This is a genomic window from Streptomyces sp. NPDC018045 (genome assembly GCF_044327445.1).
GTDB lineage: Bacteria > Actinomycetota > Actinomycetes > Streptomycetales > Streptomycetaceae > Streptomyces.
This window is the reverse complement of the sequence record NZ_JBIRFL010000001.1, coordinates 734,015-759,743: the sequence shown is the minus strand read 5'-3', so window position 1 is coordinate 759,743 and position 25,729 is coordinate 734,015. Positions and strand designations below refer to the sequence as shown.

Genomic DNA, 25,729 nt, shown 5'->3' with positions numbered 1-25,729 from the left:
CACCTCTCCAATTGGTGGCACTGGGTGCCACCCTTCTTGTGTTCGGCTGATCAAGCGAACAGTGCGTTCCGTAGCCGTCCGGGCCGATTCCTCTCGCCGAACGTCACCTTGCCTTCAAGGCTTGAAGCCGCGTCTTCGAGTGAAGTGACTTTCGATCTGCTGGCGGACGACGGGTTACAGGCGTATGTCGACCGAGTGGACGTACCCAGACACCTTCGATCTGGGTATGTTCCTCGCCGTCAGGGCAGACCTCCCCCAGCTTCGCCGGGGGGACCCCCAGCGAGGAGTCACTCTCGTGCCGGAAACACAAGATCCCCACGTAACCCCGTCCGAGCCTGCGAAGTTCGTCTACGACTTCACCGAGGGCAACAAGGACCTCAAGGACCTTCTCGGTGGCAAGGGAGCCAACCTCGCCGAGATGACCAACCTGGGGCTTCCCGTTCCGCCGGGGTTCACCATCACCACCGAGGCGTGCAAGGTCCACCTGGAGAGCGGCCAGGAGCCCGCGGCACTGCGTGCCGAGGTCAGTGAGCACCTGGAAGCCCTCGAAGCGACCATGGGCAAGAAGCTCGGCCAGCCCGACAACCCCCTTCTCGTGTCGGTGCGTTCCGGGGCGAAGTTCTCGATGCCCGGCATGATGGACACCGTGCTGAACATCGGCCTGTCCGACGCGTCGGTTTCCGGCCTCGCGGCCCAGGCCGGCGACGAGCGCTTCGCGTGGGACTCCTACCGCCGCCTCATCCAGATGTTCGGCAAGACCGTGCTCGGCGTGGACGGCGACCTCTTCGAGGAGGCGCTGGAGGAGGCCAAGCGCGCCAAGGGCGTACGCGTCGACGTGGACCTCGACGCGGCCGACCTGAAGAACCTCGTCGGGCAGTTCAAGGACATCGTCTCCAGGGAGACCGGCCGGGACTTCCCGCAGGAGCCCCGCGAGCAGATGGACCTCGCCGTCCGCGCGGTCTTCGACTCGTGGAACACCGACCGCGCCAAGCTCTACCGCCGTCAGGAGCGCATCCCCGGCGACCTCGGCACGGCCGTCAACGTCTGCTCCATGGTCTTCGGCAACCTCGGCCCGGACTCCGGCACCGGCGTCGCCTTCACCCGCGACCCCGCCAGCGGCCAGCAGGGCGTCTACGGCGACTACCTCCAGAACGCGCAGGGCGAGGACGTCGTCGCGGGCATCCGCAACACCGTGCCGCTCGCCGACCTCGAAGGCATCGACAAGTCGTCGTACGACGAGCTGATGCAGATCATGGAAACCCTCGAAACGCACTACAAGGACCTGTGCGACATCGAGTTCACCATCGAGCGCGGCAAGCTGTGGATGCTCCAGACCCGCGTCGGCAAGCGCACCGCCGGCGCCGCCTTCCGCATCGCCACCCAGCTCGTCGACCAAGGCCTGATCGACGAGGCCGAGGCGCTCCAGCGGGTCAACGGCGCGCAGCTCGCGCAACTGATGTTCCCGCGCTTCGACGAGAACGCGAAGGCGCAGATGATCGGCCGGGCCATCGCCGCCTCGCCCGGCGCCGCCGTCGGCAAGGCCGTCTTCGACTCCTACACCGCGGTCAAGTGGTCCCGCTCCGGCGAGAAGGTCATCCTCATCCGCCGCGAGACCAACCCGGACGACCTCAACGGCATGATCGCCGCCGAGGGCATCCTCACCTCACGCGGCGGCAAGACCTCGCACGCCGCCGTCGTCGCCCGCGGCATGGGCAAGACCTGTGTCTGCGGCGCCGAGGAGCTGGAGGTCGACACCAAGCGCCGGTGCATGACCGCGCCCGGCGGCATCGTCGTCGAGGAGGGCGACGTCGTCTCCATCGACGGCTCCTCCGGCAAGGTTTACCTCGGTGAGGTGCCGGTCGTGCCGTCGCCGGTCGTCGAGTACTTCGAGGGCCGGATGCACGCCGGCGCCGACGACGCCGACGAGCTGGTCAAGGCCGTGCACCGGATCATGGCGTACGCGGACCGGGTGCGCCGGCTCCGGGTACGGGCCAACGCCGACAACGCCGAGGACGCCGCCCGCGCCCGCCGCTTCGGCGCCCAGGGCATCGGCCTGTGCCGCACCGAGCACATGTTCCTCGGCGAGCGCCGCGAGATGGTCGAGCGGCTGATCCTCGCCGACACCGACGCGGACCGCGAAGCCGCCCTCGGTGGCTTGCTGCCCCTCCAGAAGGCCGATTTCGTCGAGCTGTTCGAGGCGATGGACGGCCTGCCGGTGACCGTACGGCTCCTGGACCCGCCGCTGCACGAGTTCCTGCCCGACATCACCGAGCTGTCCGTGCGCGTCGCCCTCGCCGAGTCCCGCAAGGACGCCAACGAGAACGACCTGCGCCTGCTCCAGGCCGTGCACAAGCTGCACGAGCAGAACCCGATGCTGGGCCTGCGCGGCGTCCGCCTCGGCCTGGTCATCCCCGGTCTGTTCGCCATGCAGGTACGGGCCATCGCCGAGGCCGCGGCCGAGCGCAAGAACGGGGCCAAGGGCGACCCGCGCGCCGAGATCATGATCCCGCTGGTCGGCACCGTCCAGGAGCTGGAGATCGTCCGCGAGGAGGCCGAGCAGGTCATCGCCGAGGTCGAGCGGGCCCACGGCGTGGACCTCGGGCTCACCCTCGGCACGATGATCGAACTGCCCCGCGCGGCGCTGACCGCCGGCCAGATCGCCGAGTCCGCCGACTTCTTCTCCTTCGGCACCAACGACCTGACCCAGACGGTCTGGGGCTTCAGCCGCGACGACGTCGAGGCCAGCTTCTTCACCGCCTACCTGGAGAAGGGCATCTTCGGCGTCAGCCCGTTCGAGACCATCGACAAGGACGGCGTCGGCTCCCTGGTCCGCAGCGCCGCCGAAGCCGGCCGCGCCACCCGCCCCGACCTCAAGCTCGGCGTCTGCGGCGAGCACGGCGGCGACCCGGAGTCGGTGCACTTCTTCCACGAGGTGGGCCTGGACTACGTCTCCTGCTCCCCGTTCCGCATCCCGGTCGCCCGCCTCGAAGCGGGCCGCGCCGCGGCGGAGTCCCTGGGCAGCGACAGCCGCTGACGCGGCAACGGACCGCACACCCACCGGAGTTGGCGTCGGGTCATCCAACCCTCACCCCGACGCCGGCTCCGGAACCCGACGAGGGCGGCACCTGTGCGGAGGTGCCGCCCTCGCTTTTGTGATCTGCGGGAACGCAACAATCATGGCTCTGAAGTGCGAAAACTACTCGCAGTGATTGCCGTAGTTTTCCGGGATCTTCCTGGCCCTTGTGCCCTCGTTGTGCCCTCCGGGTAAGGCGGCCTCGCAGGACAGTGCCCCGGTTCACCATGTGTCGGTGAGCCGGGGCACAGACGTCTCTCGGCGGCATGGCGCGCTTTCACACCTTGGTGACGCAGACGAACCCGAGCGACCGCAGTCCCTCGGACCGGCACAGATGATCAGAAGCGCCGCCGACCTCGGTCTGTAGAAGCTGGTAGGCGGCGCCGTTCCGCTGCCCCCAGCTCATCGCCGCACGCCACAAAGCGCGCCCGAGGCCGCGGCCCCGCTGCTCAGGAAGGATGCCGAAGTACTGCGGGAGCAGGCGGGTGGCACCGCGTGAATCGGGCATGACCTCCATCGGTCCGATGGCGCCCACGACACGCCCCTCGTCGACCGCGACCAGTACGGGGCCGACACCGCCGGCCCCCATACGGTCGTGCAGGAAGGCGAATCCCTCGTCGGCAAGCAGCTCGGCGAATCTCGGGAACGTCGCCTGCACGGATGCAGGGCAGTCGGTGAGTGGGTGTACCCCTTCGGAGGCGTGGGCCGGATACTCAGGGCCGAACTCGCGGAGTTGGACGCGGGTCACCTGACCTTGAGTGGCCGGCTGTTCTTCCGGGCCTGCGAACGAGACGACGCGACCGGTCGCCGCGTCATGCGTGGCACAGAGTTTCACGGCGAGGTCGGCGGCGAGGTCGTGCCCGTCGGGGTGCGTGCCGTACAGGTGGACGCTCACCGTTCCCGCACCCCGCCGTGACAGGGTCGGCAGCAACGTCTCGCGAGGGCTGTGAGCGATGTCCTCGACGAGCACACGTTCGTCCTTCACGTCGGACCATCGTTGGTCTTTGTCGTACGGGAGGAAACGGCCGGTAGGGGCGTTGGCGACAACGTCGGCGAACAGATGCTGACCGAGCGTGTCGGGGTGCACCGGACCGATCGTCGGGACGTACGGGGCAGTGATCTGGGGTCTCAGCCAGTCCCAGCGGAATCGCATGGCGGCACATTACTCGCCTGCCACACAGGGCTCAGGCCCCGCACGAAAGTGTCGGGGCCTGAGCGGGATCGAGCGGTTGCGGTCAGTGCGGGTTGTCGTCGCCCGCTTGGCACGAACACATCGCACTGTCCATGACGTCGTCGAGCTGAGGTACCGCGGTGATCGTGGTGACCGGGGCTGCGGCGGGCGCGACGGGACGCGTCGCGTAGGGCGCGGTCCCCGAGGGCTGAATCGGGGCGATCTCGACGGATACGGCTGTCATGCGGCTTCACCCTGCCTTTTTCATTCCGTGCTGACAGTAGGTTTCCTTCTGCGCCCCCGCCTCCTGGTAGTGCTTGGCAAGCGGGCGGCACACAACGCACTGGCCGGCGAGCGTGCAGCCTGAGCAACCGCCAGTGCGAAGCATGAGTCGGTCGGCGACGGCGCCGAGCCGTGCGAGGCCGTCGAGCCCTTCCTCGACCAGATTGATGTGGTCGTCACGCCCGATCTTGCAGATCGAGGCGAGGCCGTGCGGGTCGACGTGGAAGAAGGTGTGTCCCGCGTTGCACCCGGTGAACGGCTTTCGCATCCGCAGGTGCTCTTTCGACTGGGCGGTGAGCGATTCGGCGCCTCCGTAGATCGTCGGCGTCATGTTCGTGTAGACGTTGTGCTCGATGCCCCAGTGCTCGGCGAGCGCGATCATCTGCTGTTCCTCGTGCGCGTTGACCTCGGTGACGATGATCGAAAGTCTCAGTGGCAGCCCCGCCTCGCGGGCGGCTGTCATGCCGCGTTGGAACAGGTCCCATGCGCCTTTGCGCTGGGTCAACTCGTCGTAGCTGGGCTTCGTGGCGCCGTACATCGACACGGTGACCCGGTACGGCGGGAACCGCTCGAACATGCTCAGCAGGTTCTCGCGCCATAGGAGGGAGGCGTTCGTCGAGACCGTGAGCATCATGCCCATGCGGAACGCTGCCTCGTAGGTGTGCATGAAGTGTTTGTCGACGGTCGGTTCGCCGCCGGTGATCTGGAAGAACAGCACCCCGGCATCGCGGACGACCTCCAGCACCTTGAGTTTGTCGGCGAGCGACATGCCAGAGAAGACCTTCAAGCCGAGGTAGCAGTGCTTGCACTGGTAGTTACAGCCGAGGTTGATTTCCCAACTCGCCCGCGAGTAGCCGTGTGCGGACGGCTCCCGAACGAGTAGGTAGTCGGTCATGGTGCGGTCGCCGATGTGCGTCCCCCAGCGTTCGCGGACGGCGTCGAGCAGCCACGGCGGGGCGGGGGCGTCGCTGCCGGCTACGCGCCGCAGTTCCTCGTAGTTCGCTTCGGGGAGCAGTAGCCCGGACGAGTCCCCAGGACGTACGAGCATGTGCTGTTCGAGGAACGGGCTGGCGATCAGTTCGTGCATGTCCCCTCTTCTCTTCCTCGGCGTTGGGTCCGCCCCTGCCGGGTCTCGGCTCGTGGGGGAGCACGGTGGGCAGTCACCGGCAGGGGCGGAGTTCGTGGGCTATCGCCTCGGGTCGGCTGCGATGGCGAGCGGCACGACGACGGCGATACACAGGAAGATCCACAGCAGTACCGCTAGTCGCTGCCGCATGTCTCCGGTGCTCCTTCGGCGGGACACACGTCCGCGATCTTCGCTCGCCACTCGTATCCGCCGTGTGGTGGCAGCAGCCACACGCACGAGGGCGTTTCCTCCTGCACATACGGCTCACCCATGCCGTGTACTACGCCCTCGCGGTTGAGGGACGTGTCCACCACGCGCGCGCCGATGTGCAGCCATCCCGGTACCTCTACGGTCATCTGCTGCCTTCCGGTACGAGCGGCCGGGCAGCCCCGGTCACGAGGTCGAGGTAGACCTCGATCTCATGGGCGGTCCAGTAGCACGGGTCACCGTGCCGAATCCGGTACGCGGCCCCGGCGGCGAGGGACACCTCGTCTACACGCGCCACCCATTCACGGCCACCACTGACCGGACGAAGCCACACGCGCGAGGCAGTCGAGGCCATCACCACGCCCGTTCGGCCACGGCGCCTGTCTGCCAAGTGAGCCCCGACGCCGTACGGTGCGTTCTGCCGCGCTCGCGGACTGATCACGGGTGAACCCCCTCGAAGGTCTGCCTCATGACGTGGTGCTTCATCAGTGCACCGCTTCGGCGGTATCCGAGGGTGCCCGGCGACCGGACGTTTAGGCGGACGCTTTCGCCGTCGCCCGTTGATCAAGTCAGTACTCTGGGAAGGAAATTGCCCGACCGCGAGGGGAAGCGCATGGCAGGTGCAGGCGTGAGCAAACTCGCGCGGTTGCGTAAAGCCGGCTACACACAGGTGACCTTTGTTGCCGCGTTCGCCCGAGAGGCTGCACGTCTGGGCGTCGATGCGTCGGTGAGCGTCCGCCAGCTTCGGCGGTGGGAGAACGAGTCCCCTCCGCCGTTGCCGCATCCGAGTCAGCAGGACGTACTAGAGGCCATGTTCGGCGTACCGCTCGCCGAGATGGGGTTCGAGGTCCCACCTCGCCGGAACGAAGCGGCTCGGAGGATCGGTGACGATGGAGAGGTGAAACGTCGAGCATTCGTCACCGGCACGGGGGCGCTCGCGGCAGCGGCGATCTTCCCCGATCAACACGGTCCGCGTATCGGTACGAGCGACGCGGCGGCACTTCGGGCCAGTCTGGTCGACCTGTACGCGGTCGACCACAGATCCGGCGGCATTCCCGCCAAGGCTCGCGCCAAGCAGCTTGAGCAGCAGATCACGCGGACCCTGAGCAGTAGCGTCTACACGAGCCGAGTCGGCCGCGAGCTACACACGATGGTGTGCGAACTCGCCTGCCATCGTGCCTGGTTCGGGTACGACGGGGGACCGCCCGACGAAGCCCGCGCCGCCTGCATGGAAGCGATGACTGCGGCACAGCTCATCGACAACCCCCTGTTGCAGGTCCGCGCGCTCAACACTCTGTGCCTGCTCGCCGTGGACGCAGGGCGGTACTGGGAAGCCGCATCGGCGGTCGAAAACGCCTATGGCCTCGCGCGCCGGGCGGGTGCGGGGGCGACGGTGCGCCTGGTGATCTCGCTGCGTGAGGCGAGCGCGGCGACGCACTCAGGCGACCTGCCGGGCGCGCGTCGGGCGCTGAGCCGTGCCGTGTCCTTTCAGGGACGTGCCGATACCGATGCTGAGGTGCCGCGGTGGGCGCGGTTCGCCGGGCCCGTCGAGGTCGACTATGCGACGGCGGCCTACTACTCCCGAGAGGGCCGCCCCGAGCGGGCCGTGCCATTCCTGCGCTCGGCGGTCGCGGGCCTCGGGGGCGGCTACACCCGCAATACCGCTTGGTACCGTGCACGGCTCGCGCAGACATTGCTCGACACGGACGAGGTAGAGGATGCGTGCCACGAGATGACGGGTGTGCTCGATGCCTGCGGTGGAGTGTCGTCGGTGCGCCTGCGCCGCCGCCTGCGCGCCTTCGAGCGGGCCGCTGTACGCCTCGGTGCTCCTGTAGCGCGCGACGCGGTCGAGCGCATCCGCGAGATGACGCGGGGTGGGAGCCGATGACGATCACGATAGAGCGCATGAGTGGTGCGGACGCAGCGAAGGCCGAGGACGCGTTCGCCGTGGTCTACGCCGAGGCATTCGCCGAGCCGCCCTACAACAAGTCCGAGAAGGACGTCGAAGCGAACTTCCGGCGGTTCCGCTCGCAGGTCCGTAAGGCAACGTTCCGAGCCGCCCTCGCCCGCGCTGGCGACGGTGAGCCGATCGGTATGGCCTACGGCTACCCTCTCAGCCCTGCTACTGGCTGGTGGGGCCGGCTGACTACGCCTGTACCCGACGAACTGCGCCGTGAGGACGGGCACCGGACGTTCGGACTGATCGAACTTGCGGTGCGCGCCCCGTGGCGTCGCCTCGGCGTAGCCCGGCGCCTGCACGAGGCGGTGCTCGCCGATGCCACGGAGGAACGGGTACTGCTCAACGCACGGCCGGATGTCGAGGCTGCACAGGCTGCCTACCGGTCGTGGGGGTACCGCAAGGTCGGGGAGGCTCACCCGTGGGACGGGGCGGCCCTGCATGACGTGATGGTCCTTGATCTGCCGCGGACGACTGCGTAAGCGCGGTCGGGCGGTCGTCGACTCACGTCCCTTCGGGGTCGGGCTGCTTGGGAGCGGAGACGAACGCGCCTCGCTGCGGAACGACGAACAGCGTCCCCTCGTCCGCAAGCACGCGAACGGCTTTGCGCGCGGTCATGCGAGCGACGCCGAACTCGTCGGCGAGACGCTGCTCGCCCGGCAAGGGGCGTAGCGGTTTCCAGTCGCCGCGGTTGATGCGGGCGCGCAGCACGCCGGCGATCTGTACGTACACCGGCACCGGCCCGCCGTGGATGATCTCGTCATCCGGTCCGTACTCCTCCGGCGCGTATTCGCTCATGCCGCAGAGCGTAGGGCGCTAGCTTCTTAGCTGCTCGGAGCTATACGTACAGTCTCCAGCCTGTACGACTAGTACCTACTGGTATAGCTTCGTCTATGACAAAGCCCCGGTGACAGCGGCCAGGCCGTCACCGGGGCGAAGCCCATCAGCTATTTGGGAGCTGACGAACGTGACCGACCTTATCGCCCGTTTAGCGGCGTGCCTGTGCCTGCTGTTCATCCCCGGTCGCGGCAAGCACCGCGCAAGCACGACGCCGGACGAGGCGCCCGCCGTGCGCGTCATCTGCGCGCGTCCAATCCCGTTGCACGTGCTCGCGCGCTCGATGCCGGCCCGAGAAGAGTTCCGCATCCCTCGGTACCTGCTCGCGTGGGAGCGGCAGCGCGAGTGTGAGTGGCAGCGGGAGAGGCGCACTGCGGCGGCACTCGCCACGATGGGAATCGACTACCCGTACGGTCCGGTGCCGCTCACGGCTAGCTGTGCGGTGTCCGCATGAGGGCGGACCGCTGCTTTCCGCTTGTTCCGCCAGAGAGGGCCGCCGTGTGCTGCCGCTGCTCAAAGCTGACGCGTGCCCTGGTCTTCGTGCGGTTCGTCCCTCGTGCAAGCGGCCCCGATTGGACGCAGTGGGCCTGTCCGAACTGCGCACCGTATGAAGTTCCCGGCATGACGCCGGAGGAGGCTGCCAGGTAGCGCCCGCAGGCAGCGAAAGGCCCCGCTCGGCTATGCAGTGCCGGGCGGGGCTTCGTCGTGTCGGGGCGTCGCTGCGGGGCTGAGGTCCCTACGTAGCGGGCGGCGGGGCGGCCTGCTGGTCGGCGAGGCGGGCGGCGACGGCAGTGCGCAGGCCGTTGCCGGGGTCGGCCGTGCCATCGACTTCGCGGCGCAGTCCGGCGAAGGTTTCGCGTAGACCGGGCTCGATGGCGTCGAGGTCGAGGCGGGCACGAAGGGCGGCGGCCTGTTCCTTGGGCAGGTGATCGAGGCGCGCTCGGTCGATGGTGTGCAGGATGCGGGCCGGGTTGACCTCGGTGAATTCTGCTCCGGCGAGGCCCTGCGGCTTGGTGCGCTGAGCGGAGAGGTAAGTAGGCAGTTCGGCGCGCAGGGCGTGCAGGGTGTCGAGGTCGGCCCCCTTGATGACTTCCTGCGGGGTACGGCCGGCGTCGAGGAGTGCGCGGGCGCGATCCCACGCGCGGGCCTGCCGGGTTTCGGCGAGTAGCTGCCCGGTGGCGTCGCGGGGCTGGCTCGCAGCGCCGGCTTTGTCGGCGACGGTACGTACCAGGGTGGCAGCGTTGTTGGCCTCCCGCTCGATGCGGTCGAGGGCGGCGGCGGCCTGGGCGCGCGCGGTGCGCTCCATGTCGGCGCGGCGTCGGGCGTTGGCTTCGTCGGTCAGGTCAGGGTCGCGGAACGTGCGAGCTGCGGCGAGGGCGGCGTCGAGGGTGCGGCGCAGCTCGACAAGCTCGGTCTTGCGGGTCTGGTTGAGTCGGTGGGTGGCGGTGTTGGCGTCGATGTGGTCGGGGCCGGTGAGCATGGGCACGAGGGCAAGTCCCTTGGTTAGGCGGCGAGTTCAGTACGGGCGGATGCGGGGTGCATTGGGGGCTGGAGCGACGACGGGGCGCAGGCCGTGCAGCTCGGCGTAGCGGCGCATGGCCTCGATCTCAGCGAGGTGGCCGTCGGGCGGCCCGTCGGGCGCGGCCTCGTCGGTGATCTCCTCGCCGCTCTTGGTGGCCTGGTCGCGGACGAGGGCGAGCCAACGGGCGTCATTGGTGTAGAGGGTGCCGTCGACCCACCAGGGAGCGGGGTGCACGAAGCCGCGCTCACCCATCACGGGATGCGTGCTGAGTGGGCCGGAGCGGGCGTCCGCAGCGGTGACCTTGCGCCACGGGACGCGGCAGCTCTTGGGGGTGCGGTCATCCCATTGGGAGGGGTGGACGGTGGCGGTACTCATGGGATCGGGTCTCCTGGTCGTAGAGCGTCAGGCGCCAGTACGGCCGGTGAGCTGGTCGTACAAGGCGGGCGCCTCGGTGTAGACGCGCACACGGTCGGGGTAGCTCAGGACGTCCAGCTCGGCCGTGGTGGTGGGCAGGACGAAGGTGTCGGACGGCGGGCGGGCGGCCTGCTCGACCTGCTCGGCCCAACGGAGGTAGGCGGGGGACATGTAGTGCTCGCTTGCCTCGGCACGGTGCCGCGGGGTGGCGGCGGTCTGCTGGTGGTTGTCGTGGGTGACGTGCTCGCGCTTCATCACGCCGCGCCCCCTGCCTGCTGGTTGGCGAGTATGTGCAAGCGCGGCTGAGCGTCGCGTCCACGGGCAGCCTGGTCGGCGAGCGGGGTCCGGCCGAACGGCGGGTGGTAGCCACCGGTCGGGATGCCGGCGAACTCGCGGTCGAGGTCGTCGAGCAGGACCGCGAGGCGGAGCCCGGTTCCCGTCCGGTGAATGGGGGTGCCATCGGCGAGGCGCAGCGTGTCTGTGCCCCAACGGGCCATGGCGCCGGGGGCGAGGTTATGACCATAGGCGCTGTCGGGTACGTCCGCGGCGGCGAGCAGTCCAGTGGCTTCCTTGATGGCGGCGTTGTACGTCTCGGAGGCAGTAACGAACGCCCGCACCGCATCTCGTGCGGTGGCGTACGAGGCAGCGAGCGTGGTGGCGTCGAGTGCCCCGCCGGGCGCGGTCATGGCGGCGGCCTCGGCTAGGCGGTCGGCCCGCGCCTTGTCCGCTGCGGCCTGGGCGGCGCGCTCAGCCTTGCGCCGGGCGGCCTCGGCCCGGAGCTTGGCAAAGCGTCCGAGTTCGCGCGCGTCGGCAAGCTGCTGCGCGGTGACCTGTTCGTCCCCGTCGCGTACACGTTCCTCCAGTGCGGCGAGCAACTGCTCGGCCTCGCTGGCTTCCTGCTCGGCTTGCTCGGCGGCCCCGGTTCCGGGCTGGTCCGTGGTCGTGGCGGCGGTCATGGTCGGGCATCTCCTGTTCGGTGGTGTCGGTAGTGGTCGAGGGCGGCGGCGTCGATGGCCCACACGCGTGCCCCGACCCGTTCGGCGGGTAGCCGGCCGCTGGCAATGAGGGCGCGGATGTGGCGAGTTGAGCAGCCCATCAGCGTGGCGGCCTCTGCTACTGACACCGTGCCTGACGGGTCGGGGGCGGTTCCGGTAGCGGAAGAATCGAACGGCGCGGTAACGGAATCGAACGCTTCGGCGCGCTGTGCGGCCGTATGCAAGGCGTAGAGCAACTGGCGGACACTGGTGGGTACCTCGCCCCCATCGGCGCGCACACGGGTCGTGAGGTCACGTATAAGGGCGCGCAGCACCTCGCCCGCCACCGAGGGCAGGATGATCACAGCCCCGTCGGCGCGCGTCAGGTGATCGGTGCCGAGGTGGTTCATCCGTCGGCCTCCTCGCCATCGTGAAGGGACACGGCGCGCCCCTCGTCGTAAGCAGCGCACCACTCGGCTGCGACAGAGCGTGTGAGGCGGCCCATCATCGATGTGTCGTCGTCCGGGGCGAGCAGAGCCAGGCAGCGGACGACGTCAGACGGCGGTTCGGTGACGTGATGGCCGTGCAGCGCGAGGCCGTCGTGCAGGGCTTCCAGCACATCGAGGGTGGACAGACGCACCGTACGGCCGTCGGTCAGCCGGTGGGCGTGCATGAGGCGCCGGCTGTCGCGCTGCTTCTCGATGGCGACCAGGCGGCGGGCAAGCGGGGTCGGGCGGCTCATCGGCGGCGAGCCTCCTCGTCCTGTTCAAGAGCGGCGAGGCGCTGTTCGAGGTCGAGGGATTCGCGCAGCGACAGGCAGGCGTCGAGCAGGGTGCGAGCGGCCTGTACGCGGGCCTGCCCGCGCTCGGTGTCGAGCGCGTCGACCAGGGCGTCAACGGCCTTGGTGGCGCCGGCGGCGAGGCGGCCGACGGCGAGCTGTAGCAACTCGGTGCGCATGTCGGCGACCTCGCGATGAAATTCGGGTTCGTCAAGCCAACGCAGGACGGTGCGGCCGGACACTCCGGCGGCTTTGGCGGCCTGCCCGGTCGTACGGCCCTGAGCGAGGGCGAGTACGGCGGCAGGGCGGCGGGTGCTGGTCAAGATTCAGACTCCTATCGGCCTCGCGCACGCGCGCGAGACGCCGAACGACGCGGACGGACATTCCGCGGGGGTGAAGGGGTGAGGGTGGGGTACCGAGCAGGCAGTGCCATCTCGGGTTGGTCCCACGTCCCACCCCTAAAGGGGGTGGGACGGGACTGGACTGGGGACCGGTCTCGCGGGACCGGGTGAGACCGGGTGGGACTGTGCGTGCTAGGCCGCAGCGGGCAGGGCGGCGGGTAGCTTGTAGTGGGCTCGCTTCTCCGTGCCGATGTTCACCAACGCCCCTCGTCCCAATAGCGAGTTGAGGGATCGGTAGAACGTGCTCTTGGGTACGTCGCACACCTCAAAGAGCTGCGGCCCGGTGGCACCGGTCGTCCCGAAGGATTCCCGCATGGTGGCGAGTAGCGTCTCTTCGCTCCGGGTCACGTCCAGCGGCAGCCGGCTGGCCTCTCGGGACTCCAGTACGGCGGACTGCCCAGCAGGACGAAGCCGAAGGAACACGGTGTCGAAGTCCTCGGTGTCCTTCTGCTTCCCGCTGTGCACCTCGACGTACTCGCCATCCTTGGTGACCTTGATGACGCTGGTCGCCGCGCCGTCGAAAGCCGAAGCGCCGCGCATGTCGAGGCCGCTCTTGCCGGCGTGGTGCACCATGAGCACACAGGCTCCGGACTCCTGGCGCAGCGCGTCGGCGGCGGCCACGACGCGGCCCATCTCGGTGTTGCTGTTCTCCTCGGCCCCCACCGTTACGCGCGCTTGCGTGTCGATGACGACGAGGGCCGGCTGCTGCTCTCGGATCAAGAACGTGAACGCGCTCAGGTCGGTGCCGTGCAGAAGCTGCACCGGGACGGGCAGGAATACAACGTCGTGCATACGCTGGCCGAACGCCTGCTCCCACGCGCGGACGCGGCGACGAATGCCGGACGCGCCCTCGGCTACGAGGTAGAGGACCGGGCCGCGGCGTACCTCGCGGTGTTGCCAGGGCATTCCGTTGGCGATGCAGCCGGCCCAGTCAAGGGCAACGAACGACTTGCCGTGACCGGGCTTGCCGTACAGCCAAGCGAGCGAGTCGCGGTACAGGACGCCGTCGATCAGCGGTTCGGGGTCGGCGATGGAGTCGAGGCCGTCGGTGTCGACGAGCAGGGACCGAAGCTCGGCGAGCCGGGCCTGAGTGGGGTTCTGCTCCTCGGCCGGCGGGACGGGCGGGGAGGGGACTGCGGCGAGGATGCGCTCACGCGCGGCGGCGTCCGTCATGCGGCGGCTCCGCGCGGGTGCAGCATTCCGGCGCGCAGGCCCGAGGTGATGGTCTTCTCCGTTTCGGTCGGGCCGAGGCCGACGGCCACCGCTATGACGAACAGGTGGTCGACGATCTCGGCGGGGGCGAGGTCACCGCGCCCGGCCAGGGTGCCAAGGTTGAATGCGGCTCGGTGCAAGGTGTCGTTGCGGGTGCCGGGGACCGCCGTGCGCACTTTGTCGACCTCGTCGAGCAGGGCAGCAGCGGCATACCCGCGCTGGTTGCGGCGTGCGAAAGGCAGCGGTTGCACGGTCGCGAGCGGCTGCTCGGCGCGGGGCGCAGCGAGGGCGGCGAGCCATTCAGGCAGGTCGATCGGCGCCACGCCGGGGCCGGTCTCCCAGCGATACAGGCTGCCTGCCACGGGAGACGGCGGAGCGACGACGTATCCACCTGCCGCACGTACGTCGATCTTCCAGCCGAGGCGCCCGGCGCTGTTGCGGACCTCGCGGCCGGCGGGCGCACGGTAGTACAGGTGCATCCCGCCCGAGGCAGTGCGAACGGACGGAGTAGCGCCGAACGGCCAGCGGGCGCCGTGCCGGGCGTGCAGCTCGGCGAAGACATCGGCACCGTCGACGATGCCGGGCAGCTTCCACTCGTCGGGAGGGGTAGCGCCCTTGGCAGTGTCGAGATCGATCACTACAAGCCCGGACGGGCCGCAGGCGATGCCAACCCCATAGGCGCCGGCGGACCAGGCGCGCTCGATGCGGTGGGGGTCGGTTGTGGCCCGTTGCTGCCAGTCGCTGACGGCGGGCCGCTTGTCGTTGGGGCGGAGGGGAAAGACGTACAGGCCATGGGCCGCGAGGTCGAGCACTCGCTCGACCTGCTGCATTCGATGCTTCGAGGCGTTCGTCACCGGGCGGCCCCGGCACTTCGCAGGCGATCGGCAAGACGACGCATCATGGCGACCGCGCGCTGTGATGCCTTCTCGGTGTCCTCGCCGGTCTCGACAGCAGCCACGGATGAGGCGAGGAGGTACTCGCGGGCGTGGTGGATGACGAGACGCAGGTGGGACTCGGCGAGCAGTTCGCCGGGCGTGCCCACTGTGCCGTTCTCACCGCTTGCCTGCGCCATGGCTGCTGCCACGGCGCCACTGAGTTCCCGCCCACGCTGGGCGACGCGGCCAGCGGCGCCGCGCCCGTCCGCGGGGGCGTTCGCAGCCTGACGCAGGGCCGCAAGGCCGAGAACGTAGTGGGCAGCATCCGCGACGGCCGCCGGCGCCGTGGTGACTGGGGTGGGGGTGGGGGCGTACTCAGTACGCTTCATGGTGAAGCTCCTTACAACGGCGGCGCATATGGGTTCACGGCCCGCGCCACCGGTCTGTCTTTCAGCAAAGGGCGGATGGATGCTTCCGGCCCTCAGCGATCGGTGTTGGCGCACCGGCTGAGGGCCGCTGTGCATCAGGCGGCTTCGATCGTCTGCTCGTCGAGCCATCGCTCGATGTCATCCCAACGGGCTCGCAGATGGCGGCCGACCTTGATCATCCGGGGGCCGCCGCCGCGGTGGCTCCACTGGTAGACGGTGGCGAGCGGGACGCCGCAGTAATCGGCGAGTTCGCTTGCGGTGACGAGCTTGCGGCGGTCAGAGGAAGTGACGCTGACGAGGCGGGTGCGGGGCACGGTGCCGGACTCCTTGGGTTGAAGCGTTACGAAATCGTGCTCTCGAAACTTAGCGATCTTCCGTACCCTTGTCCAGCGGAATGTATTGTTGCGCTCCATGAAGCGAAGTAACAGCGACGAACGAACGCCAGAGAGTCAGTCCGCTGCGGAGGTCGCGCCTGCTACAGATCAGGAGCGTTGGGAACGTGCCCTCGCGCAGGCCCTCACCTTCGGTGAGGCGATCGGGCGGCGGCTTTTGCGTGCCCGGGAGGATGCCGGTCGCACGGCGGAAGAGGTGGCGCAGACGGCGCAGCAACTCGGACTCTCGTGGCATCGACCGACCGTTGGCCAGATCGAGCGGGGGCGACGCGCACTCTCCGCGGTCGAGCTGATCATGCTGCCGATCATCTACGCCCGCCCGTTGGGTGACCTACTGCCCGAGGGGACGGTGTGGCTGACGTCTGAGGTTGGCGTTTACGACCGCGAGGTGCGTCGAGTCCTCAGCGGCGACCACAATCCCAGTTTCCTTGCGCTTCGGGCGCCAGGCGGCTGGCACGTGAAGGGTGTGAGTGATCAGGCCCCCGAAGAGGTCGCCCGCCGGACGGCACAGGCGATCTCGTACTTGCAGGCGCACTCTCCATGGCCGACCAACGCCGAGATCCGTCACACGCAGGACAGGCCCGACGACGCGGAGACTAAGGCGGCCAAGCGGCTGGAAACAACCCCGCACTACGTCGCATACGCCGCGAGAGAGGTATGGGGGCACGGCCTCGCCGCAGAGCGCGAGGCGCGCCTGCGGGATCGAGGCGAACTACCGGAAGGCAAACGGGCCCTCCAGTCTGCGCGCGGGCACATCACGCGCGCTCTCGTGGCTGAGCTGGAGCCCATCGTGAAGGCTTACGAGGAGCGGCGCGGCGAGGCAGAGCGGCCCGACCCTGCGGACCTCGGCCCTATGGGGGTCAGCAGGAAGGGAGGGGAGGCGAATGGCTGAGGTCTACGACCGTTGGCACAAGTCCCGTCCGGGCGAGGCCGACAAGCCGTGTGGCGAGCACACCAGCAAGACCCGCAAGATGGTCGCCAGCAGCGAGCACGGCCAGGGGAAGCGGTGGCAGGTCCGTTGGCGCGATGCGAGCGGGAAGCAGTGCAAGGAGAACTTCGCCAAGAAGGCCGCTGCGGACAAGCGGGCCGACGAGGTGCAGGCGGACCTCGATCGCGGCACGTACGTGGACCCGGAGCGAAAGAAGCAGGACTTCCGGACCTTCGCCGAGGAGTGGCGGACCTCAGCGACGCATCGGGAGCGTACGGAGGTCAACGTCGAGCGGGCGCTGCGGCTGCACGTCTACCCGACCTTCGGCAACCGTCCGCCGGCCGCGATCAATCGGACCGATGTCCGCGCATGGGTCAAGGAGAGATCGCAGGTCCTCGCGCCCATCAGCTTGCGCACGCCTTGGAACGCGCTTACTGCCGTGATGAGCGCCGCGGTCGCGGACGGCATCATCACGTCGAACCCGTGCCACGGCGTCGAGCTGCCCGAGCCGCGTAACGCCGAGGTGGTACCCCTCGAACCGCTGGTGGTGAAGGCGCTCATGCAGGCGGCCTCAGATCGCTACAGGGCGGCAGTCCGCTTGGACGGCACAACGGGGCTGCGTGGCGGTGAGCTGTTCGGACTGGAAGATCACCACATCGACTTGGACACCAGGGAAGTCATAGTCGAGCAGCAGCTCATAGGCCCTGACAAGGGGGTGCCGTACCTGGGGCCGCCGAAGACGGACAAGAGCTACCGGACGGGTCGGTTGTCGGCATCCGCGGCTGAGGCGATCAAGCTGCATCGCGAGATGTTCCCGCCACGCGAGGTCGAGATCGAGGACCGTACGGACCCGCGCAAGCCGAAGTGGCGCAAGGCGCGGTTGCTGTTCCTCAGCGAGGCGAACGCCCCCGTCCGTCGCGGCTCGTGGGCCAAGACGTGGGCCCGCATCGTGAGGCGAGCCGACAAGCTGTTGGAGGAGTGGGGTTCGCCGCTGCGGGTGCCGGAGGGTGCGACGCTGCATGATCTCCGTCACTTCTACGCGTCCGTCCTGATCAAGCATGGCGCTACAGTGAAGAAGGTGCAGCGGCTCCTCGGGCACGCGAAGCCCTCGATCACGTGGGACCTGTACGTCCACCTGTGGGAGGACGACGAGGACGACACCGCGGACATCATGGATGCGGTTTTGGCGTGATGTGCCCTCAGAGTGCCCTGCGGCCCCACCGAATGGATCTTTGTGCAGGTCAGCCGAACGAGGGCGGCACCTGTGCGGAGGTGCCGCCCTCGTTTTTCTCCGGACTCCCCCCTCGGGAGCTGCCGTCAGCCATGTCGGCCTGGTTGACGGCCTTCCACGGCAAATGCTGAGCGGTCGGTCATTGCCTCGTCACCCCCCACGGGATCGAGCAATCCGTTCCATTCGCACTGCCGTCGAATTGAGTAACAGCTTTCCCGGTACGGCGTGTTGGCGCGACCCCTTTCAACTCTGGCCAAAAGGGCGTGGTGACAGCCTGTGTCTGCGTGCATACTCAGATGGCCGGGGGTCGACTAGGAAGCATTGGTGGGGGTTCGGTGCTACGCGTCCATTTCAGTGGACCGGATCTGGCCCGGGTGCGCATTGCCGCGCGCCCTGACGTGCTGTGGGAGACCGTTTTAAGTTTTCACCGACTGCGCGACCGGCGGCCCGGCGCGGCCTTCGGCAAATGGCGCTCCGAAGCCCGTTGCAGGTTGAATGGTGAAACACGGCTGCTGGCGCCGCTCGTTCCCACGCGGGGCTATTTTCCGGATTTCCTGACGCCACCGGAGGGGCTGCTCGGCATCGACGAAGGGCTGGCGGCGCTCCGCGCCACCCCGCCCGCCCGAGTGCATGCCGAACTTTCGCGGTTGCCGGCGACCCGGCCGCTGCCGGCGTGGCTGCGGGAGCTGAGTGAGGGCGATTCCGCGGCGCTCGGCCGGCTCGCGTGCGCGCTGCGGAGCTATTACGAGAACGCGGTCGCGCCGTACTGGCCGCTGCTCCAGGCCCGTATCGAGGCGGACCGCGCCGCCCGGGGCCGGGCGCTCCTGGACGGCGGCGCGGACCACCTGCTCGCCTCGCTCCCGCCGACGATGCGCTGGCGGCCGCCGGTCCTGGAAGTGGACTACCCGGTGGACCGCGACCTCTTCCTGAACGGCCGGGGGCTGCTCCTGCTGCCGTCGTTCTTCTGTCGCCGTACGCCCGTCACCTTCCACAACCCCGACCTGACGCCGGTCCTCGTCTACCCCCTCGAACACCCCGCGCCGCGCGTCCTGCCGACGGTCTCGCCCGGTCACTCGCTGGGCAAGCTCGTCGGGCGTACCCGCTCGGCGATCCTGCACGGCGTGGGCGGCGGCTGTACGACGAGCGAGCTGGCGCGGCGCGTCGACGTCTCACTGGCCTCGGCCAGCCAGCACGCGACGGTGCTGCGGGACGCGGGCCTGCTGCTGACGCTGCGTCATGGCAACGCCGTGCTGCACACGTTGACGCCGCTGGGGGCGGCGCTGCTGCGGGGCGGCCCGGAGGTGGACGTGCGCGGGGTGGACACCCGGGGGCTGGAGATCTCGGCGCTGGAGGCGCGGGAGGTGGGGGTCCGGGTGCCGGGTGCCGGAGCTGTGCAGTAACGTTCCGGCAGCCGGGGCGCGCTGCTCTTCCGCGCCACGCGCCAGGCGAAGCGCGCCCGTGTCCGCGCCCCGCGCCCGCGCCCCGCGTCAGTACGGCCGGTCGCCCGTGATCGCGACGCGTTCGGCGACCCGGCGCCACGACCCGTAGTCGTTGACCGCGTAGTGCTGCGTGGCCCGGTTGTCCCAGAAGGCGAGGTCGCCCGCCTGCCAGCGGAACCGCACCTGGAACTCCGGTACGTGCGCCTGCTGGAAGAGCAGCCGCAGCATCCGGTCGCTCTCCGCCCGTTCCCATCCCACGATGCGGGTGGTGAAGGAGGTGTTGACGAACAGCATCCGGCGGCCGGTCTCCGGGTGCCGCCGTACGACCGGGTGCTCCACCGGCGGGAACCGCTCCTGGAAGGGGGCCAGCCGCTCGGCGGCGTAGAAGCGCGCGAAGCCCGGCAGGAAGTCGTGCACGGCGGTCGCCCCGTCGATACGGTCCCGCACGTCCTGCGGCAGATTGTCGTATGCGGCCGCCATGTCCGCCCACATGGTGTCGCCACCGGACGGCGGCACCTCGCGGAGCTGCAACACCGCGCCGAGCGCCGGGCGTTCGCGGAAGGTGACGTCCGTGTGCCAGACGTTCTCGAAGGTCGGCACGGCGCTGCGGTCGAACCGTACGACGTCCTCGGCGTCACCCGTCGCCAGCAGCGGGTTGGTCTCCAGCTCACCCCAGTTGCGGGCGAACGCGCGCTGCGCGGCCGAGGTGAGGTGCTGCCCACGGAAGAAGAGCACCTTCCACTCCAGCAGTGCGCGGTTCAACTCCGCGCGCAGCGCCGGGGCCAGGGGCCGGCACAGGTCGAGGCCACGGATCTCCGCGCCGATCGTGGCGGCCTGCGGGACCAGCTCGAAACGCTCGTACGGCCGGTCCTCCCAGCCCTCGGGCGTACGGCGCAGGACGCGCGTGCCCTCGTAGAGGCCGTCGGCGGGGATGCGGTGGTCGCGCAGGGCGGCGGAGAGCGGGGCGGGGGCCGGGGCGGCGTGGTCGGCGGTGGCCGTCAAGGGGACCTCCTGAAGGGCGAGGAGCGGAAGGTACGGGAAGGGGGAGGGGGCGGGGCGCGGTGTCCATCCGGATATGTGGGGGTATGGGCCCCGGAGTGCGGGAACGGGCGCCACGGCCGTACGGAGTGCGGAACTTCCGCGGTGGGCGGAGGCTGCCGTCGGGCGGGCTCGGGAACAGGCCCTCAGGGCCCGGGAGTCACCGACAGTCGTGGAAAGCGGCGGCCGGGGGCGAACCCACCCGGCCGCGGCGGCGCAGGAACGTCATGCCGCGCGGCGCGCACTCGCCGTGGGGGCCGCGGTGCAGCGGCTCCGTCTCACGGAAGGTCGAGTACGTGGTCATGGCACGCACCGTACCTCATGTCCGGCGCGCGCGGCAGGTGCAAGGGGCGCCCGCCCCGTGGCGTCCCGGGGGGGATCAGCCCTTCAACTCCTTGTAGAGGTACACATCCGCGTGACCACCCGGAATCCCCGGTACGCGGCCCACCTCGACGTACCCCTGGCGCTCGTAGAACCCCGGCGCCTGGAACGTGTACGAGGACACCGTGGCGCGGTCGCAGCCCCGCCGTACCGCCTCCTGCTCGGCGGCGCGCAGCAGCTTCGCGCCCCAGCCGGCCGCGCGGCTGTCCTCCCGTACCCACAGGAGGTGGATTCCGCACAGCCCGCCCCAGGTCCAGGCGCTCAGCCCGCCGATCAGCTCGCCTTCCGCGTCCGTCACCCGCACCGAGAAGTCGGCCTGTTCGGCGTGGTCCGTCGCCGCGGCGTTGAAGGCGTCCAGCTCGTCCTCCAGGCGCTTGTCCAGCCCGGGGTCGTGCGCGCCGACCGCGAGTGCCGTGTCCTGGATCGGGGGCGTGGCATCGCTCATCCCTGAGTTCTCCCACACGGTCCGCGGGCACCGCCACCGGGTTTTCGCACCGCCGCACCCGGTCGCCCGGCCCGGCGCGCCGCCAGGGCTGCTCCGAGGAGGCTCGCGTCGGTGGCCTTCGTCGGGTCCGGGCCGGTCAGCGCGCGGACCCGGAGCAACCGGTGGTCGACCGTGCCGGGGGGCGTGCGGGACGGCGGCGTATGCCTCATCATGTGTCGGTCAACACCCCACGAGGAGCAGGAGTGTGCGATGGTCCCAAGTCCGCGCCCCCTCGGCGCACCGAGCCCCCTCGACCCGTCGAAAGCCCTCAGAGCCCTCCGCGTGCCCCGTCCCCTCCGCACGACCCGCCGCCTCCGCACACTCGGTTCCCTGCTCGCCTGCTCCCTGCTCACGGCCGCCCTGACCGCCGGCGGTACGGCCCCCGCGGCGGCGGCCGTCGCGCCCACGGCACCGACCGCGTCCGGCTGCCCCTCCGCCCAAGGCGACTGGGCGGCCCCGGGACCGTTCGCCGTCACCGTCGAGCCCGTCGGCCCGGCCCACACCGTCTACCGGCCGGCCGACCTCGGCAGCCGTGGCTGCGGCAAGCACCCGGTGATCCTCTGGGGCAACGGCACCGGCGCTCCCGTAGCGGTCTACGGGCCGCTGCTGCGGCACCTCGCCTCGCACGGCTTCATCGTCGCCGCCGCCCGTACGACATGGTCCGGCTCCGGCCGGGAGATGCTGGCCGGCATCGACCACCTGGCCCGGGAGAACGGAACCCCGGGCAGCGTCTACGAGGGGAAGGTGGACCTGTCCGAGGTCGGCGCGACCGGGCACTCCCAGGGCGGTGGCGGCGCGCTCGCCGCCGGTGCCAACCCCCGGGTGGACACCACGGTGGCGATCGAGCCCGGACCGCAGGGCAGCGTCCGCGCGCTGCGGGGCCCCGCGCTCTTCCTCGCCGGGCAGTACGACGCGGTGGTGGCGCCCTGGCTCCTCGTCCACCCGCGCTTCCGGCAGACCACGCACGTCCCCGCGGTCTACGGTGAACTGGCGGGCGCGACACACCTCACGCCCGTGTCCGACGGCGGCGGGTTCCGCGGCCCGGTCACGGCATGGTTCCGGGCACAGTTGCTCGGCGACCGGCAGGCCCGCGCCGAGTTCTTCGGGGCACACTGCGGCTACTGTGACGGCACTGCCGACGGCAGCGGCGGCCCGTGGTCGGCCTTCGAGCGCAACGCGAAGGCGGCCGAAACCTCTTGACCGGACGCGCGGGCGGAACGGTTCCGCCGCGGACGGATCGACTCCGTTCGGACCCGGGTTCGCATCCGCCCGCGCATCGGTACGTTCCTCAGTCGTCGATCCCCGACCGCTCCACCCCCGCCACGATGTACCGCTGCAACAGCACGAACACGACCACCAGCGGCGCGATCGAGATGGCCGCGGCGACGAAGAGTTCGTGCAGGTTGAGGTTCTGGGCCGTGGTGAACGTGGACAGCGCGACCTGCACCGTCCAGGACTCGCGGTCCTGGCCGATGACCAGCGGCCACAGGAACGCGTTCCAGGCGCCGATGAAGACGATCGTGCCGACGGCCGCGAAGACGGGCCGCGAGTTGGGCACCACGATCCGCCAGTACGTACGCCAGTACCCGAGCCCGTCCACCCGCGCCGCGTCCTCCAGCTCCCGGGGGAAGCCCAGGAAGTACTGGCGGAACATGAAACAGGCGAAGGCGCTGAACAGGGTCGGGATGATCAGCCCGCGCAGCGTCGAGATCCAGCCGAGCGACGAGACGAGGACGAAGCTGGGCACGAAGGTGACGGCCGCCGGGACCATCAGCGTGCCGAGGACGGCGTAGAAGACGGGGTTCGCGTGCCGGTACGGGATCCGCGCCAGCCCGTACCCGGCCAGCGACGCCAGCAGCACCGTGCCCATCGTCGTGGAGACCGCGATGAGCGTGGAGTTGAGCAGCGCCCGCGCCATCGGCAGGTTCGCGTCGTCGAAGACCTCGGTCAGGTTGGACCACTGGATGTCGCGCGGGAAGAACGTCCAGTCGGGGGAGGTGATGTCCTGCTCGGTGGCCAGGCCGTTGCGTACGAGCAGGTAGAACGGGATGAGGAACAGTACGGCCAGGACGGTGACGAGCGCGGCGCGCAGCGCGCGTCCGGCGCGTACCCGGGGGTCCCGTGGGGCGCTCCGCCGTGCCCGTTCCGCGGACGTGGTGGCCATCGGTCAGTCCTCCTTCCGCCCGAGGCCGAACCAGCGGGCCTGGGCGACGGTCGCCACGGCGATGATCAGCGCCAGGATCACCGCTCCCGCGCTGCCCAGGCCGAGGTTCTGCTCCTGGCCGAGCGCGGTGTAGTAGAGGTAGACCAGCGGTGGGCGGGCGTACGGCGGGTAGCCGCGCGCGTCGGACATCAGGTTGTAGAACTCGTCGAACGCCTGGAACGCGTTGATCACCAGCAGCAGGACGACGGCCACGGACGTCGCGCGCAGTTGCGGCAGTGTGATGTGGCGGAGCGTCTGCCAGCCGGGCCGCGCGCCGTCCACCGCGGCGGCCTCGTACAGGCGCGGCGAGATCCGCTGTAGCCCCGCCAGGAACAGGATCATGAAGAATCCGGCCTGGAGCCACAGCCGTACGGTCACGATCACCAGCCAGTACCAGGGCGGGTCGGTCGTGGACAGCCAGGCGGTCTGGTCCGCGCCGAACCACCCCAGCACGGTGTTGGCGAGCCCGAACCGCACCCCGTTGAAGATCGACAGCTTCCAGATCAGCGCCGCGACCACGTACGAGCAGGCGGTCGGCAGGAAGAACACCGACCGGAAGAACGCCTGGGCGAAGCGCAGCCGGTTGACCATGAGCGCCAGCCCGAGCGAGAGCACATACGTCGCCGGCACGATGAAGGCCGTGAACAGCAGGAACGTGCCCAGGCTGCTCAGGAAGGCGCTGTCGCCCAGCATCGCCGTGTAGTTGTCCAGCCCGACGAAGTCCGTCGGGGTGACCGTGTTGTGGGCGTCGAAGAAGCTGAGGTAGACGCTCCAGGCCAGCGGTACGTACGTGAACAGCGCGAGGCCGATCGCGAACGGGCCCACGAAGGCCCAGAACCACAGGTTCCGGTTCTGTGGCCCCCGGAGGCGCGCGAGCAGGCCGCCGGGCCGTGCGCCCGAGCCCGACCCTGCCGCCGATCCCGATCCCGATCCTGTACCGGCCGCGGCCTCGGTCCGCGCGCCTGTTCCCCTCACTTCTGCTTCGCCCGCCGCAGCTCGGCCTCGACCTTGCGCACCACGGCCTTCAGTTCGCTCTCCGGATTCGCGCCGCCCTTGATGACGCGGTTCAGCGCGTCCTGGTAGGCGGTGCTGCTCGGCGTCGTCCAGAGCAGCGGCTCGGCGTAGCCGTGCTCGGTGGCGTACGCGACCGCGTCGGCCGCCGCGCCCTCCTTGAGCTGCTGCGCCTTCCTGGCGAGCGAGGTGCGGGCGGGGATGTGGAAGCCGTACGAGAGGGCGAAGTCCTCCTGCTTGTCGGTCCCGTCCACCCACAGCCACTTCACGTACGCCTTGGCCTCCGCGCGGTGCTTGCTGCGGGCGCTGACCGCCGAGCCGTACGCGCCCACGGGCACCGCCGGCCCGCCGCTGCCGTCCTTCGGGAACGGCAGCACCCCGAAGTCGTCCCCCAGAGCCTTCTTCACCTGCGGCAACGCCCACAGACCCGACCACTGCATGGCGGTCAGCCCCTGGACGAACGCCGCCGGGTCGGACCAGTCCGTCGGCGCTCCGAGCAACAACGATTCATCGGCGTACAGGCGCCGGATCTTCCCGATGACGCGGGCGGCGGCCGGATCGTCGAAACCGACCTTGCCGTCCTCCGTGACCAGGCTCAGCCCCGCGGCGAACAGCGGCGTGCCGCCCAGCACGGCGGCCCCGCCGTCGTTCCCCAGGAACAGCCCCTTGACCTTGTCCTTGCGGTGCCGGGCGGTCAGCACCCGGGCGGCCTCGACCAGTTCGTCGACGCTGCGCGGCGGCTCGACACCCGCCGCCTTCAGCATGCTCTTCCGGTAGAACAGCAACTGGGTGTCCATGGCCTGCGGCACCGCCCAGACCTTGTCCTGCCAGATCTTCGGCGCGAGCACCGTGCGGTTGAAGTCGTCCTCGACGGGCTCGATCTCCGCCGTCAGGTCCACGACCTGACCGCCCTTGATCTGGTCCAGCTTCGGCCCGTTGACCTCGAAGACGTCCGGCCCGGAGTCCGTCAGCAGCGCGGCGGCGGTCTGCCGGTCGTAGTCGCCCGGCCGCCACTGCACGGTGACCCGCGCCTTGCCGTACGCGGCGGCGTACCGCCGGACGGCCTGCTCGGCGCCCGGCTCCCCGTACTGGTGGTACCACTGGCTGAGCGCCGGCCCCGAACCCTTCCCGTTGCGGCCCGTGTTGGAACCACAAGCCGCCAGCACGGCGGCCAGCGCGGCACCACCGGCCACTCCGAGCAACCGCCGTCTGCCGATGTCGCGTGTCATGCCCGATCGCCCCCTGCGTCACCCGTCGCGCGTCGCGCGCGGTCGTCGTACGGCTTGCGGTACGGCCCCGGTGATCGTCGATCACCGCCTGCCGCGGCCGCCTACTCTGCCGCACCGGCGTGAAGAACGCATGACA

Annotated in this window: 31 protein-coding genes; 8 read left to right on the top strand and 23 right to left on the bottom strand. The window is 69.8% G+C overall.

Annotated features, from left to right (window positions below; translation table 11 throughout):
- Positions 1-295 precede the first annotated feature (295 nt).
- On the top strand, positions 296-3,034 hold the full coding sequence (ppdK, locus tag ACH4EB_RS03250) for a pyruvate, phosphate dikinase (protein WP_398345541.1): 2,739 nt from the start codon (positions 296-298) through the stop codon (positions 3,032-3,034).
- Between the two features lie 316 nt (positions 3,035-3,350).
- On the opposite strand, the gene ACH4EB_RS03245 is transcribed toward ppdK, so the two are convergent.
- The 5 genes from ACH4EB_RS03245 to ACH4EB_RS03225 all read right to left on the bottom strand — a co-directional run bounded on the left by ACH4EB_RS03245 (position 3,351) and on the right by ACH4EB_RS03225 (position 6,157).
- Positions 3,351-4,226, bottom strand: a complete 876-nt coding sequence (locus ACH4EB_RS03245; protein WP_398345540.1) for a GNAT family N-acetyltransferase — start codon at positions 4,224-4,226, stop codon at positions 3,351-3,353.
- Positions 4,227-4,308: 82 nt separating this feature from the next.
- Positions 4,309-4,488: a hypothetical protein gene (locus tag ACH4EB_RS03240; protein ID WP_398345539.1), complete on the bottom strand. Its 180-nt coding sequence runs from the start codon at positions 4,486-4,488 to the stop codon at positions 4,309-4,311.
- A 6-nt stretch (positions 4,489-4,494) separates the two neighbouring features.
- Entirely contained in the window at positions 4,495-5,613 is a 1,119-nt protein-coding gene (locus tag ACH4EB_RS03235; protein ID WP_398345538.1) for a radical SAM protein, read from the bottom strand.
- Positions 5,614-5,786: 173 nt separating this feature from the next.
- Positions 5,787-6,008 (bottom strand): hypothetical protein, encoded by a 222-nt coding sequence (locus tag ACH4EB_RS03230; protein ID WP_398345537.1) that lies wholly within the window; start codon positions 6,006-6,008, stop codon positions 5,787-5,789.
- Positions 6,005-6,157 carry a hypothetical protein gene (locus ACH4EB_RS03225; protein ID WP_398345536.1) on the bottom strand — a complete coding sequence of 51 codons (153 nt, stop codon included), beginning with the start codon at positions 6,155-6,157 and terminating at the stop codon, positions 6,005-6,007. The genes ACH4EB_RS03230 and ACH4EB_RS03225 overlap by 4 nt, the downstream gene beginning before the upstream one ends.
- Positions 6,158-6,487: 330 nt before the next feature.
- On the opposite strand from ACH4EB_RS03225, the gene ACH4EB_RS03220 reads away from it, so the two are divergent.
- Both ACH4EB_RS03220 and ACH4EB_RS03215 read left to right on the top strand, forming a co-directional pair.
- Positions 6,488-7,747: a hypothetical protein gene (locus ACH4EB_RS03220; RefSeq protein WP_398345535.1), complete on the top strand. Its 1,260-nt coding sequence runs from the start codon at positions 6,488-6,490 to the stop codon at positions 7,745-7,747.
- Positions 7,744-8,298 carry a GNAT family N-acetyltransferase gene (locus tag ACH4EB_RS03215; protein WP_398345534.1) on the top strand — a complete coding sequence of 185 codons (555 nt, stop codon included), beginning with the start codon at positions 7,744-7,746 and terminating at the stop codon, positions 8,296-8,298. Before ACH4EB_RS03220 ends, ACH4EB_RS03215 begins: the two co-directional genes overlap by 4 nt.
- A 22-nt stretch (positions 8,299-8,320) precedes the next feature.
- On the opposite strand, the gene ACH4EB_RS03210 is transcribed toward ACH4EB_RS03215, so the two are convergent.
- Positions 8,321-8,614 carry a GntR family transcriptional regulator gene (locus ACH4EB_RS03210; RefSeq protein ID WP_398345533.1) on the bottom strand — a complete coding sequence of 98 codons (294 nt, stop codon included), beginning with the start codon at positions 8,612-8,614 and terminating at the stop codon, positions 8,321-8,323.
- 169 nt (positions 8,615-8,783) lie between these two features.
- Here ACH4EB_RS03210 and ACH4EB_RS03205 point away from each other — a divergent pair, with 169 nt between their 5' ends.
- The gene (locus tag ACH4EB_RS03205; RefSeq protein WP_398345532.1) at positions 8,784-9,107 is read left to right on the top strand and encodes a hypothetical protein; all 324 of its coding nucleotides are present in this window, start codon (positions 8,784-8,786) and stop codon (positions 9,105-9,107) included.
- Between the two features lie 282 nt (positions 9,108-9,389).
- Here the strand turns inward: ACH4EB_RS03205 and ACH4EB_RS03200 are convergent, their stop codons facing one another.
- The 11 genes from ACH4EB_RS03200 to ACH4EB_RS03150 form a co-directional block, all read right to left on the bottom strand.
- Positions 9,390-10,139 (bottom strand): hypothetical protein, encoded by a 750-nt coding sequence (locus tag ACH4EB_RS03200; protein WP_398345531.1) that lies wholly within the window; start codon positions 10,137-10,139, stop codon positions 9,390-9,392.
- Between the two features lie 30 nt (positions 10,140-10,169).
- Complete coding sequence (locus tag ACH4EB_RS03195) at positions 10,170-10,550, bottom strand: hypothetical protein (RefSeq protein ID WP_398345530.1); 381 nt, start codon at positions 10,548-10,550, stop codon at positions 10,170-10,172.
- Between the two features lie 27 nt (positions 10,551-10,577).
- On the bottom strand, positions 10,578-10,844 hold the full coding sequence (locus ACH4EB_RS03190) for a hypothetical protein (RefSeq protein ID WP_398345529.1): 267 nt from the start codon (positions 10,842-10,844) through the stop codon (positions 10,578-10,580).
- Entirely contained in the window at positions 10,844-11,545 is a 702-nt protein-coding gene (locus tag ACH4EB_RS03185; RefSeq protein WP_398345528.1) for a hypothetical protein, read from the bottom strand. The genes ACH4EB_RS03190 and ACH4EB_RS03185 overlap by 1 nt, the downstream gene beginning before the upstream one ends.
- Complete coding sequence (locus tag ACH4EB_RS03180; RefSeq protein ID WP_398345527.1) at positions 11,542-11,973, bottom strand: excisionase family DNA-binding protein; 432 nt, start codon at positions 11,971-11,973, stop codon at positions 11,542-11,544. Before ACH4EB_RS03180 ends, ACH4EB_RS03185 begins: the two co-directional genes overlap by 4 nt.
- Complete coding sequence (locus ACH4EB_RS03175) at positions 11,970-12,305, bottom strand: hypothetical protein (RefSeq protein WP_398345526.1); 336 nt, start codon at positions 12,303-12,305, stop codon at positions 11,970-11,972. The genes ACH4EB_RS03180 and ACH4EB_RS03175 overlap by 4 nt, the downstream gene beginning before the upstream one ends.
- Positions 12,302-12,664 (bottom strand): hypothetical protein, encoded by a 363-nt coding sequence (locus ACH4EB_RS03170; protein ID WP_398345525.1) that lies wholly within the window; start codon positions 12,662-12,664, stop codon positions 12,302-12,304. The genes ACH4EB_RS03175 and ACH4EB_RS03170 overlap by 4 nt, the downstream gene beginning before the upstream one ends.
- Before the next feature lie 210 nt (positions 12,665-12,874).
- Positions 12,875-13,915 carry an AAA family ATPase gene (locus ACH4EB_RS03165; RefSeq protein ID WP_398345524.1) on the bottom strand — a complete coding sequence of 347 codons (1,041 nt, stop codon included), beginning with the start codon at positions 13,913-13,915 and terminating at the stop codon, positions 12,875-12,877.
- Positions 13,912-14,784, bottom strand: a complete 873-nt coding sequence (locus ACH4EB_RS03160; protein ID WP_398345523.1) for a bifunctional DNA primase/polymerase — start codon at positions 14,782-14,784, stop codon at positions 13,912-13,914. Before ACH4EB_RS03160 ends, ACH4EB_RS03165 begins: the two co-directional genes overlap by 4 nt.
- Before the next feature lie 20 nt (positions 14,785-14,804).
- Positions 14,805-15,218, bottom strand: a complete 414-nt coding sequence (locus ACH4EB_RS03155; RefSeq protein ID WP_398345522.1) for a hypothetical protein — start codon at positions 15,216-15,218, stop codon at positions 14,805-14,807.
- A gap of 134 nt (positions 15,219-15,352) precedes the next feature.
- Entirely contained in the window at positions 15,353-15,670 is a 318-nt protein-coding gene (locus ACH4EB_RS03150; RefSeq protein WP_398345520.1) for a helix-turn-helix transcriptional regulator, read from the bottom strand.
- Here ACH4EB_RS03150 and ACH4EB_RS03145 point away from each other — a divergent pair.
- The 3 genes from ACH4EB_RS03145 (at position 15,669) to ACH4EB_RS03135 (ending at position 19,208) form a co-directional block, all read left to right on the top strand.
- Positions 15,669-16,541: a helix-turn-helix domain-containing protein gene (locus ACH4EB_RS03145; protein ID WP_398345518.1), complete on the top strand. Its 873-nt coding sequence runs from the start codon at positions 15,669-15,671 to the stop codon at positions 16,539-16,541. The two genes, ACH4EB_RS03150 and ACH4EB_RS03145, sit on opposite strands and share 2 nt — an antisense overlap.
- Positions 16,534-17,769, top strand: coding sequence for a tyrosine-type recombinase/integrase (locus tag ACH4EB_RS03140; RefSeq protein ID WP_398345517.1), 1,236 nt, complete (start codon positions 16,534-16,536; stop codon positions 17,767-17,769). The genes ACH4EB_RS03145 and ACH4EB_RS03140 overlap by 8 nt, the downstream gene beginning before the upstream one ends.
- 374 nt (positions 17,770-18,143) lie before the next feature.
- A complete protein-coding gene (locus ACH4EB_RS03135; protein WP_398345516.1) occupies positions 18,144-19,208 on the top strand; it encodes an ArsR/SmtB family transcription factor in 1,065 nt (354 codons plus the stop codon).
- Positions 19,209-19,295: 87 nt separating this feature from the next.
- Here ACH4EB_RS03135 and ACH4EB_RS03130 read toward each other — a convergent pair whose 3' ends face one another.
- The 3 genes from ACH4EB_RS03130 to ACH4EB_RS03120 all read right to left on the bottom strand — a co-directional run bounded on the left by ACH4EB_RS03130 (position 19,296) and on the right by ACH4EB_RS03120 (position 21,111).
- Positions 19,296-20,249, bottom strand: coding sequence for a TauD/TfdA dioxygenase family protein (locus tag ACH4EB_RS03130; RefSeq protein ID WP_398345515.1), 954 nt, complete (start codon positions 20,247-20,249; stop codon positions 19,296-19,298).
- Between the two features lie 196 nt (positions 20,250-20,445).
- Entirely contained in the window at positions 20,446-20,589 is a 144-nt protein-coding gene (locus tag ACH4EB_RS03125) for a hypothetical protein (RefSeq protein WP_398345514.1), read from the bottom strand.
- A 75-nt stretch (positions 20,590-20,664) separates the two neighbouring features.
- Positions 20,665-21,111, bottom strand: a complete 447-nt coding sequence (locus ACH4EB_RS03120) for a GNAT family N-acetyltransferase (protein WP_398345513.1) — start codon at positions 21,109-21,111, stop codon at positions 20,665-20,667.
- Between the two features lie 321 nt (positions 21,112-21,432).
- Here ACH4EB_RS03120 and ACH4EB_RS03115 point away from each other — a divergent pair, with 321 nt between their 5' ends.
- Positions 21,433-22,350, top strand: a complete 918-nt coding sequence (locus ACH4EB_RS03115; RefSeq protein WP_398345512.1) for an acetylxylan esterase — start codon at positions 21,433-21,435, stop codon at positions 22,348-22,350.
- 88 nt (positions 22,351-22,438) lie between these two features.
- Here the strand turns inward: ACH4EB_RS03115 and ACH4EB_RS03110 are convergent, their stop codons facing one another.
- From ACH4EB_RS03110 to ACH4EB_RS03100, 3 genes are all read right to left on the bottom strand, one after another.
- Positions 22,439-23,314 (bottom strand): carbohydrate ABC transporter permease, encoded by an 876-nt coding sequence (locus ACH4EB_RS03110; RefSeq protein ID WP_398345511.1) that lies wholly within the window; start codon positions 23,312-23,314, stop codon positions 22,439-22,441.
- A 3-nt stretch (positions 23,315-23,317) separates the two neighbouring features.
- Positions 23,318-24,232 carry a carbohydrate ABC transporter permease gene (locus ACH4EB_RS03105; protein WP_398345740.1) on the bottom strand — a complete coding sequence of 305 codons (915 nt, stop codon included), beginning with the start codon at positions 24,230-24,232 and terminating at the stop codon, positions 23,318-23,320.
- A 92-nt stretch (positions 24,233-24,324) separates the two neighbouring features.
- Positions 24,325-25,593: an ABC transporter substrate-binding protein gene (locus ACH4EB_RS03100; protein ID WP_398345510.1), complete on the bottom strand. Its 1,269-nt coding sequence runs from the start codon at positions 25,591-25,593 to the stop codon at positions 24,325-24,327.
- Between the last annotated feature and the right edge of the window lie 136 nt (positions 25,594-25,729).

Excerpts from the sequence above, each read along its gene's own strand:
- ACH4EB_RS03160 (WP_398345523.1), bottom strand. The coding sequence starts at position 14,784 with ATGCAGCAGGTCGAGCGAGTGCTCGACCTCGCGGCCCATGGCCTGTAC.
- ACH4EB_RS03145 (WP_398345518.1), top strand. The coding sequence starts at position 15,669 with ATGAAGCGAAGTAACAGCGACGAACGAACGCCAGAGAGTCAGTCCGCT.
- ACH4EB_RS03235 (WP_398345538.1), bottom strand. The coding sequence starts at position 5,613 with ATGCACGAACTGATCGCCAGCCCGTTCCTCGAACAGCACATGCTCGTA.
- ACH4EB_RS03240 (WP_398345539.1), bottom strand. The coding sequence starts at position 4,488 with ATGACAGCCGTATCCGTCGAGATCGCCCCGATTCAGCCCTCGGGGACC.
- ACH4EB_RS03185 (WP_398345528.1), bottom strand. The coding sequence starts at position 11,545 with ATGACCGCCGCCACGACCACGGACCAGCCCGGAACCGGGGCCGCCGAG.
- ACH4EB_RS03165 (WP_398345524.1), bottom strand. The coding sequence starts at position 13,915 with ATGACGGACGCCGCCGCGCGTGAGCGCATCCTCGCCGCAGTCCCCTCC.
- ACH4EB_RS03150 (WP_398345520.1), bottom strand. The coding sequence starts at position 15,670 with ATGGAGCGCAACAATACATTCCGCTGGACAAGGGTACGGAAGATCGCT.
- ACH4EB_RS03155 (WP_398345522.1), bottom strand. The coding sequence starts at position 15,218 with ATGAAGCGTACTGAGTACGCCCCCACCCCCACCCCAGTCACCACGGCG.
- ACH4EB_RS03215 (WP_398345534.1), top strand. The coding sequence starts at position 7,744 with ATGACGATCACGATAGAGCGCATGAGTGGTGCGGACGCAGCGAAGGCC.
- ACH4EB_RS03210 (WP_398345533.1), bottom strand. The coding sequence starts at position 8,614 with ATGAGCGAATACGCGCCGGAGGAGTACGGACCGGATGACGAGATCATC.
- ACH4EB_RS03140 (WP_398345517.1), top strand. The coding sequence starts at position 16,534 with ATGGCTGAGGTCTACGACCGTTGGCACAAGTCCCGTCCGGGCGAGGCC.
- ACH4EB_RS03110 (WP_398345511.1), bottom strand. The coding sequence starts at position 23,314 with ATGGCCACCACGTCCGCGGAACGGGCACGGCGGAGCGCCCCACGGGAC.
- ACH4EB_RS03180 (WP_398345527.1), bottom strand. The coding sequence starts at position 11,973 with ATGAACCACCTCGGCACCGATCACCTGACGCGCGCCGACGGGGCTGTG.
- ACH4EB_RS03230 (WP_398345537.1), bottom strand. The coding sequence starts at position 6,008 with ATGACCGTAGAGGTACCGGGATGGCTGCACATCGGCGCGCGCGTGGTG.
- ACH4EB_RS03245 (WP_398345540.1), bottom strand. The coding sequence starts at position 4,226 with ATGCGATTCCGCTGGGACTGGCTGAGACCCCAGATCACTGCCCCGTAC.
- ACH4EB_RS03125 (WP_398345514.1), bottom strand. The coding sequence starts at position 20,589 with ATGACCACGTACTCGACCTTCCGTGAGACGGAGCCGCTGCACCGCGGC.
- ACH4EB_RS03100 (WP_398345510.1), bottom strand. The coding sequence starts at position 25,593 with ATGACACGCGACATCGGCAGACGGCGGTTGCTCGGAGTGGCCGGTGGT.
- ACH4EB_RS03120 (WP_398345513.1), bottom strand. The coding sequence starts at position 21,111 with ATGAGCGATGCCACGCCCCCGATCCAGGACACGGCACTCGCGGTCGGC.
- ACH4EB_RS03195 (WP_398345530.1), bottom strand. The coding sequence starts at position 10,550 with ATGAGTACCGCCACCGTCCACCCCTCCCAATGGGATGACCGCACCCCC.
- ACH4EB_RS03175 (WP_398345526.1), bottom strand. The coding sequence starts at position 12,305 with ATGAGCCGCCCGACCCCGCTTGCCCGCCGCCTGGTCGCCATCGAGAAG.
- ACH4EB_RS03190 (WP_398345529.1), bottom strand. The coding sequence starts at position 10,844 with ATGAAGCGCGAGCACGTCACCCACGACAACCACCAGCAGACCGCCGCC.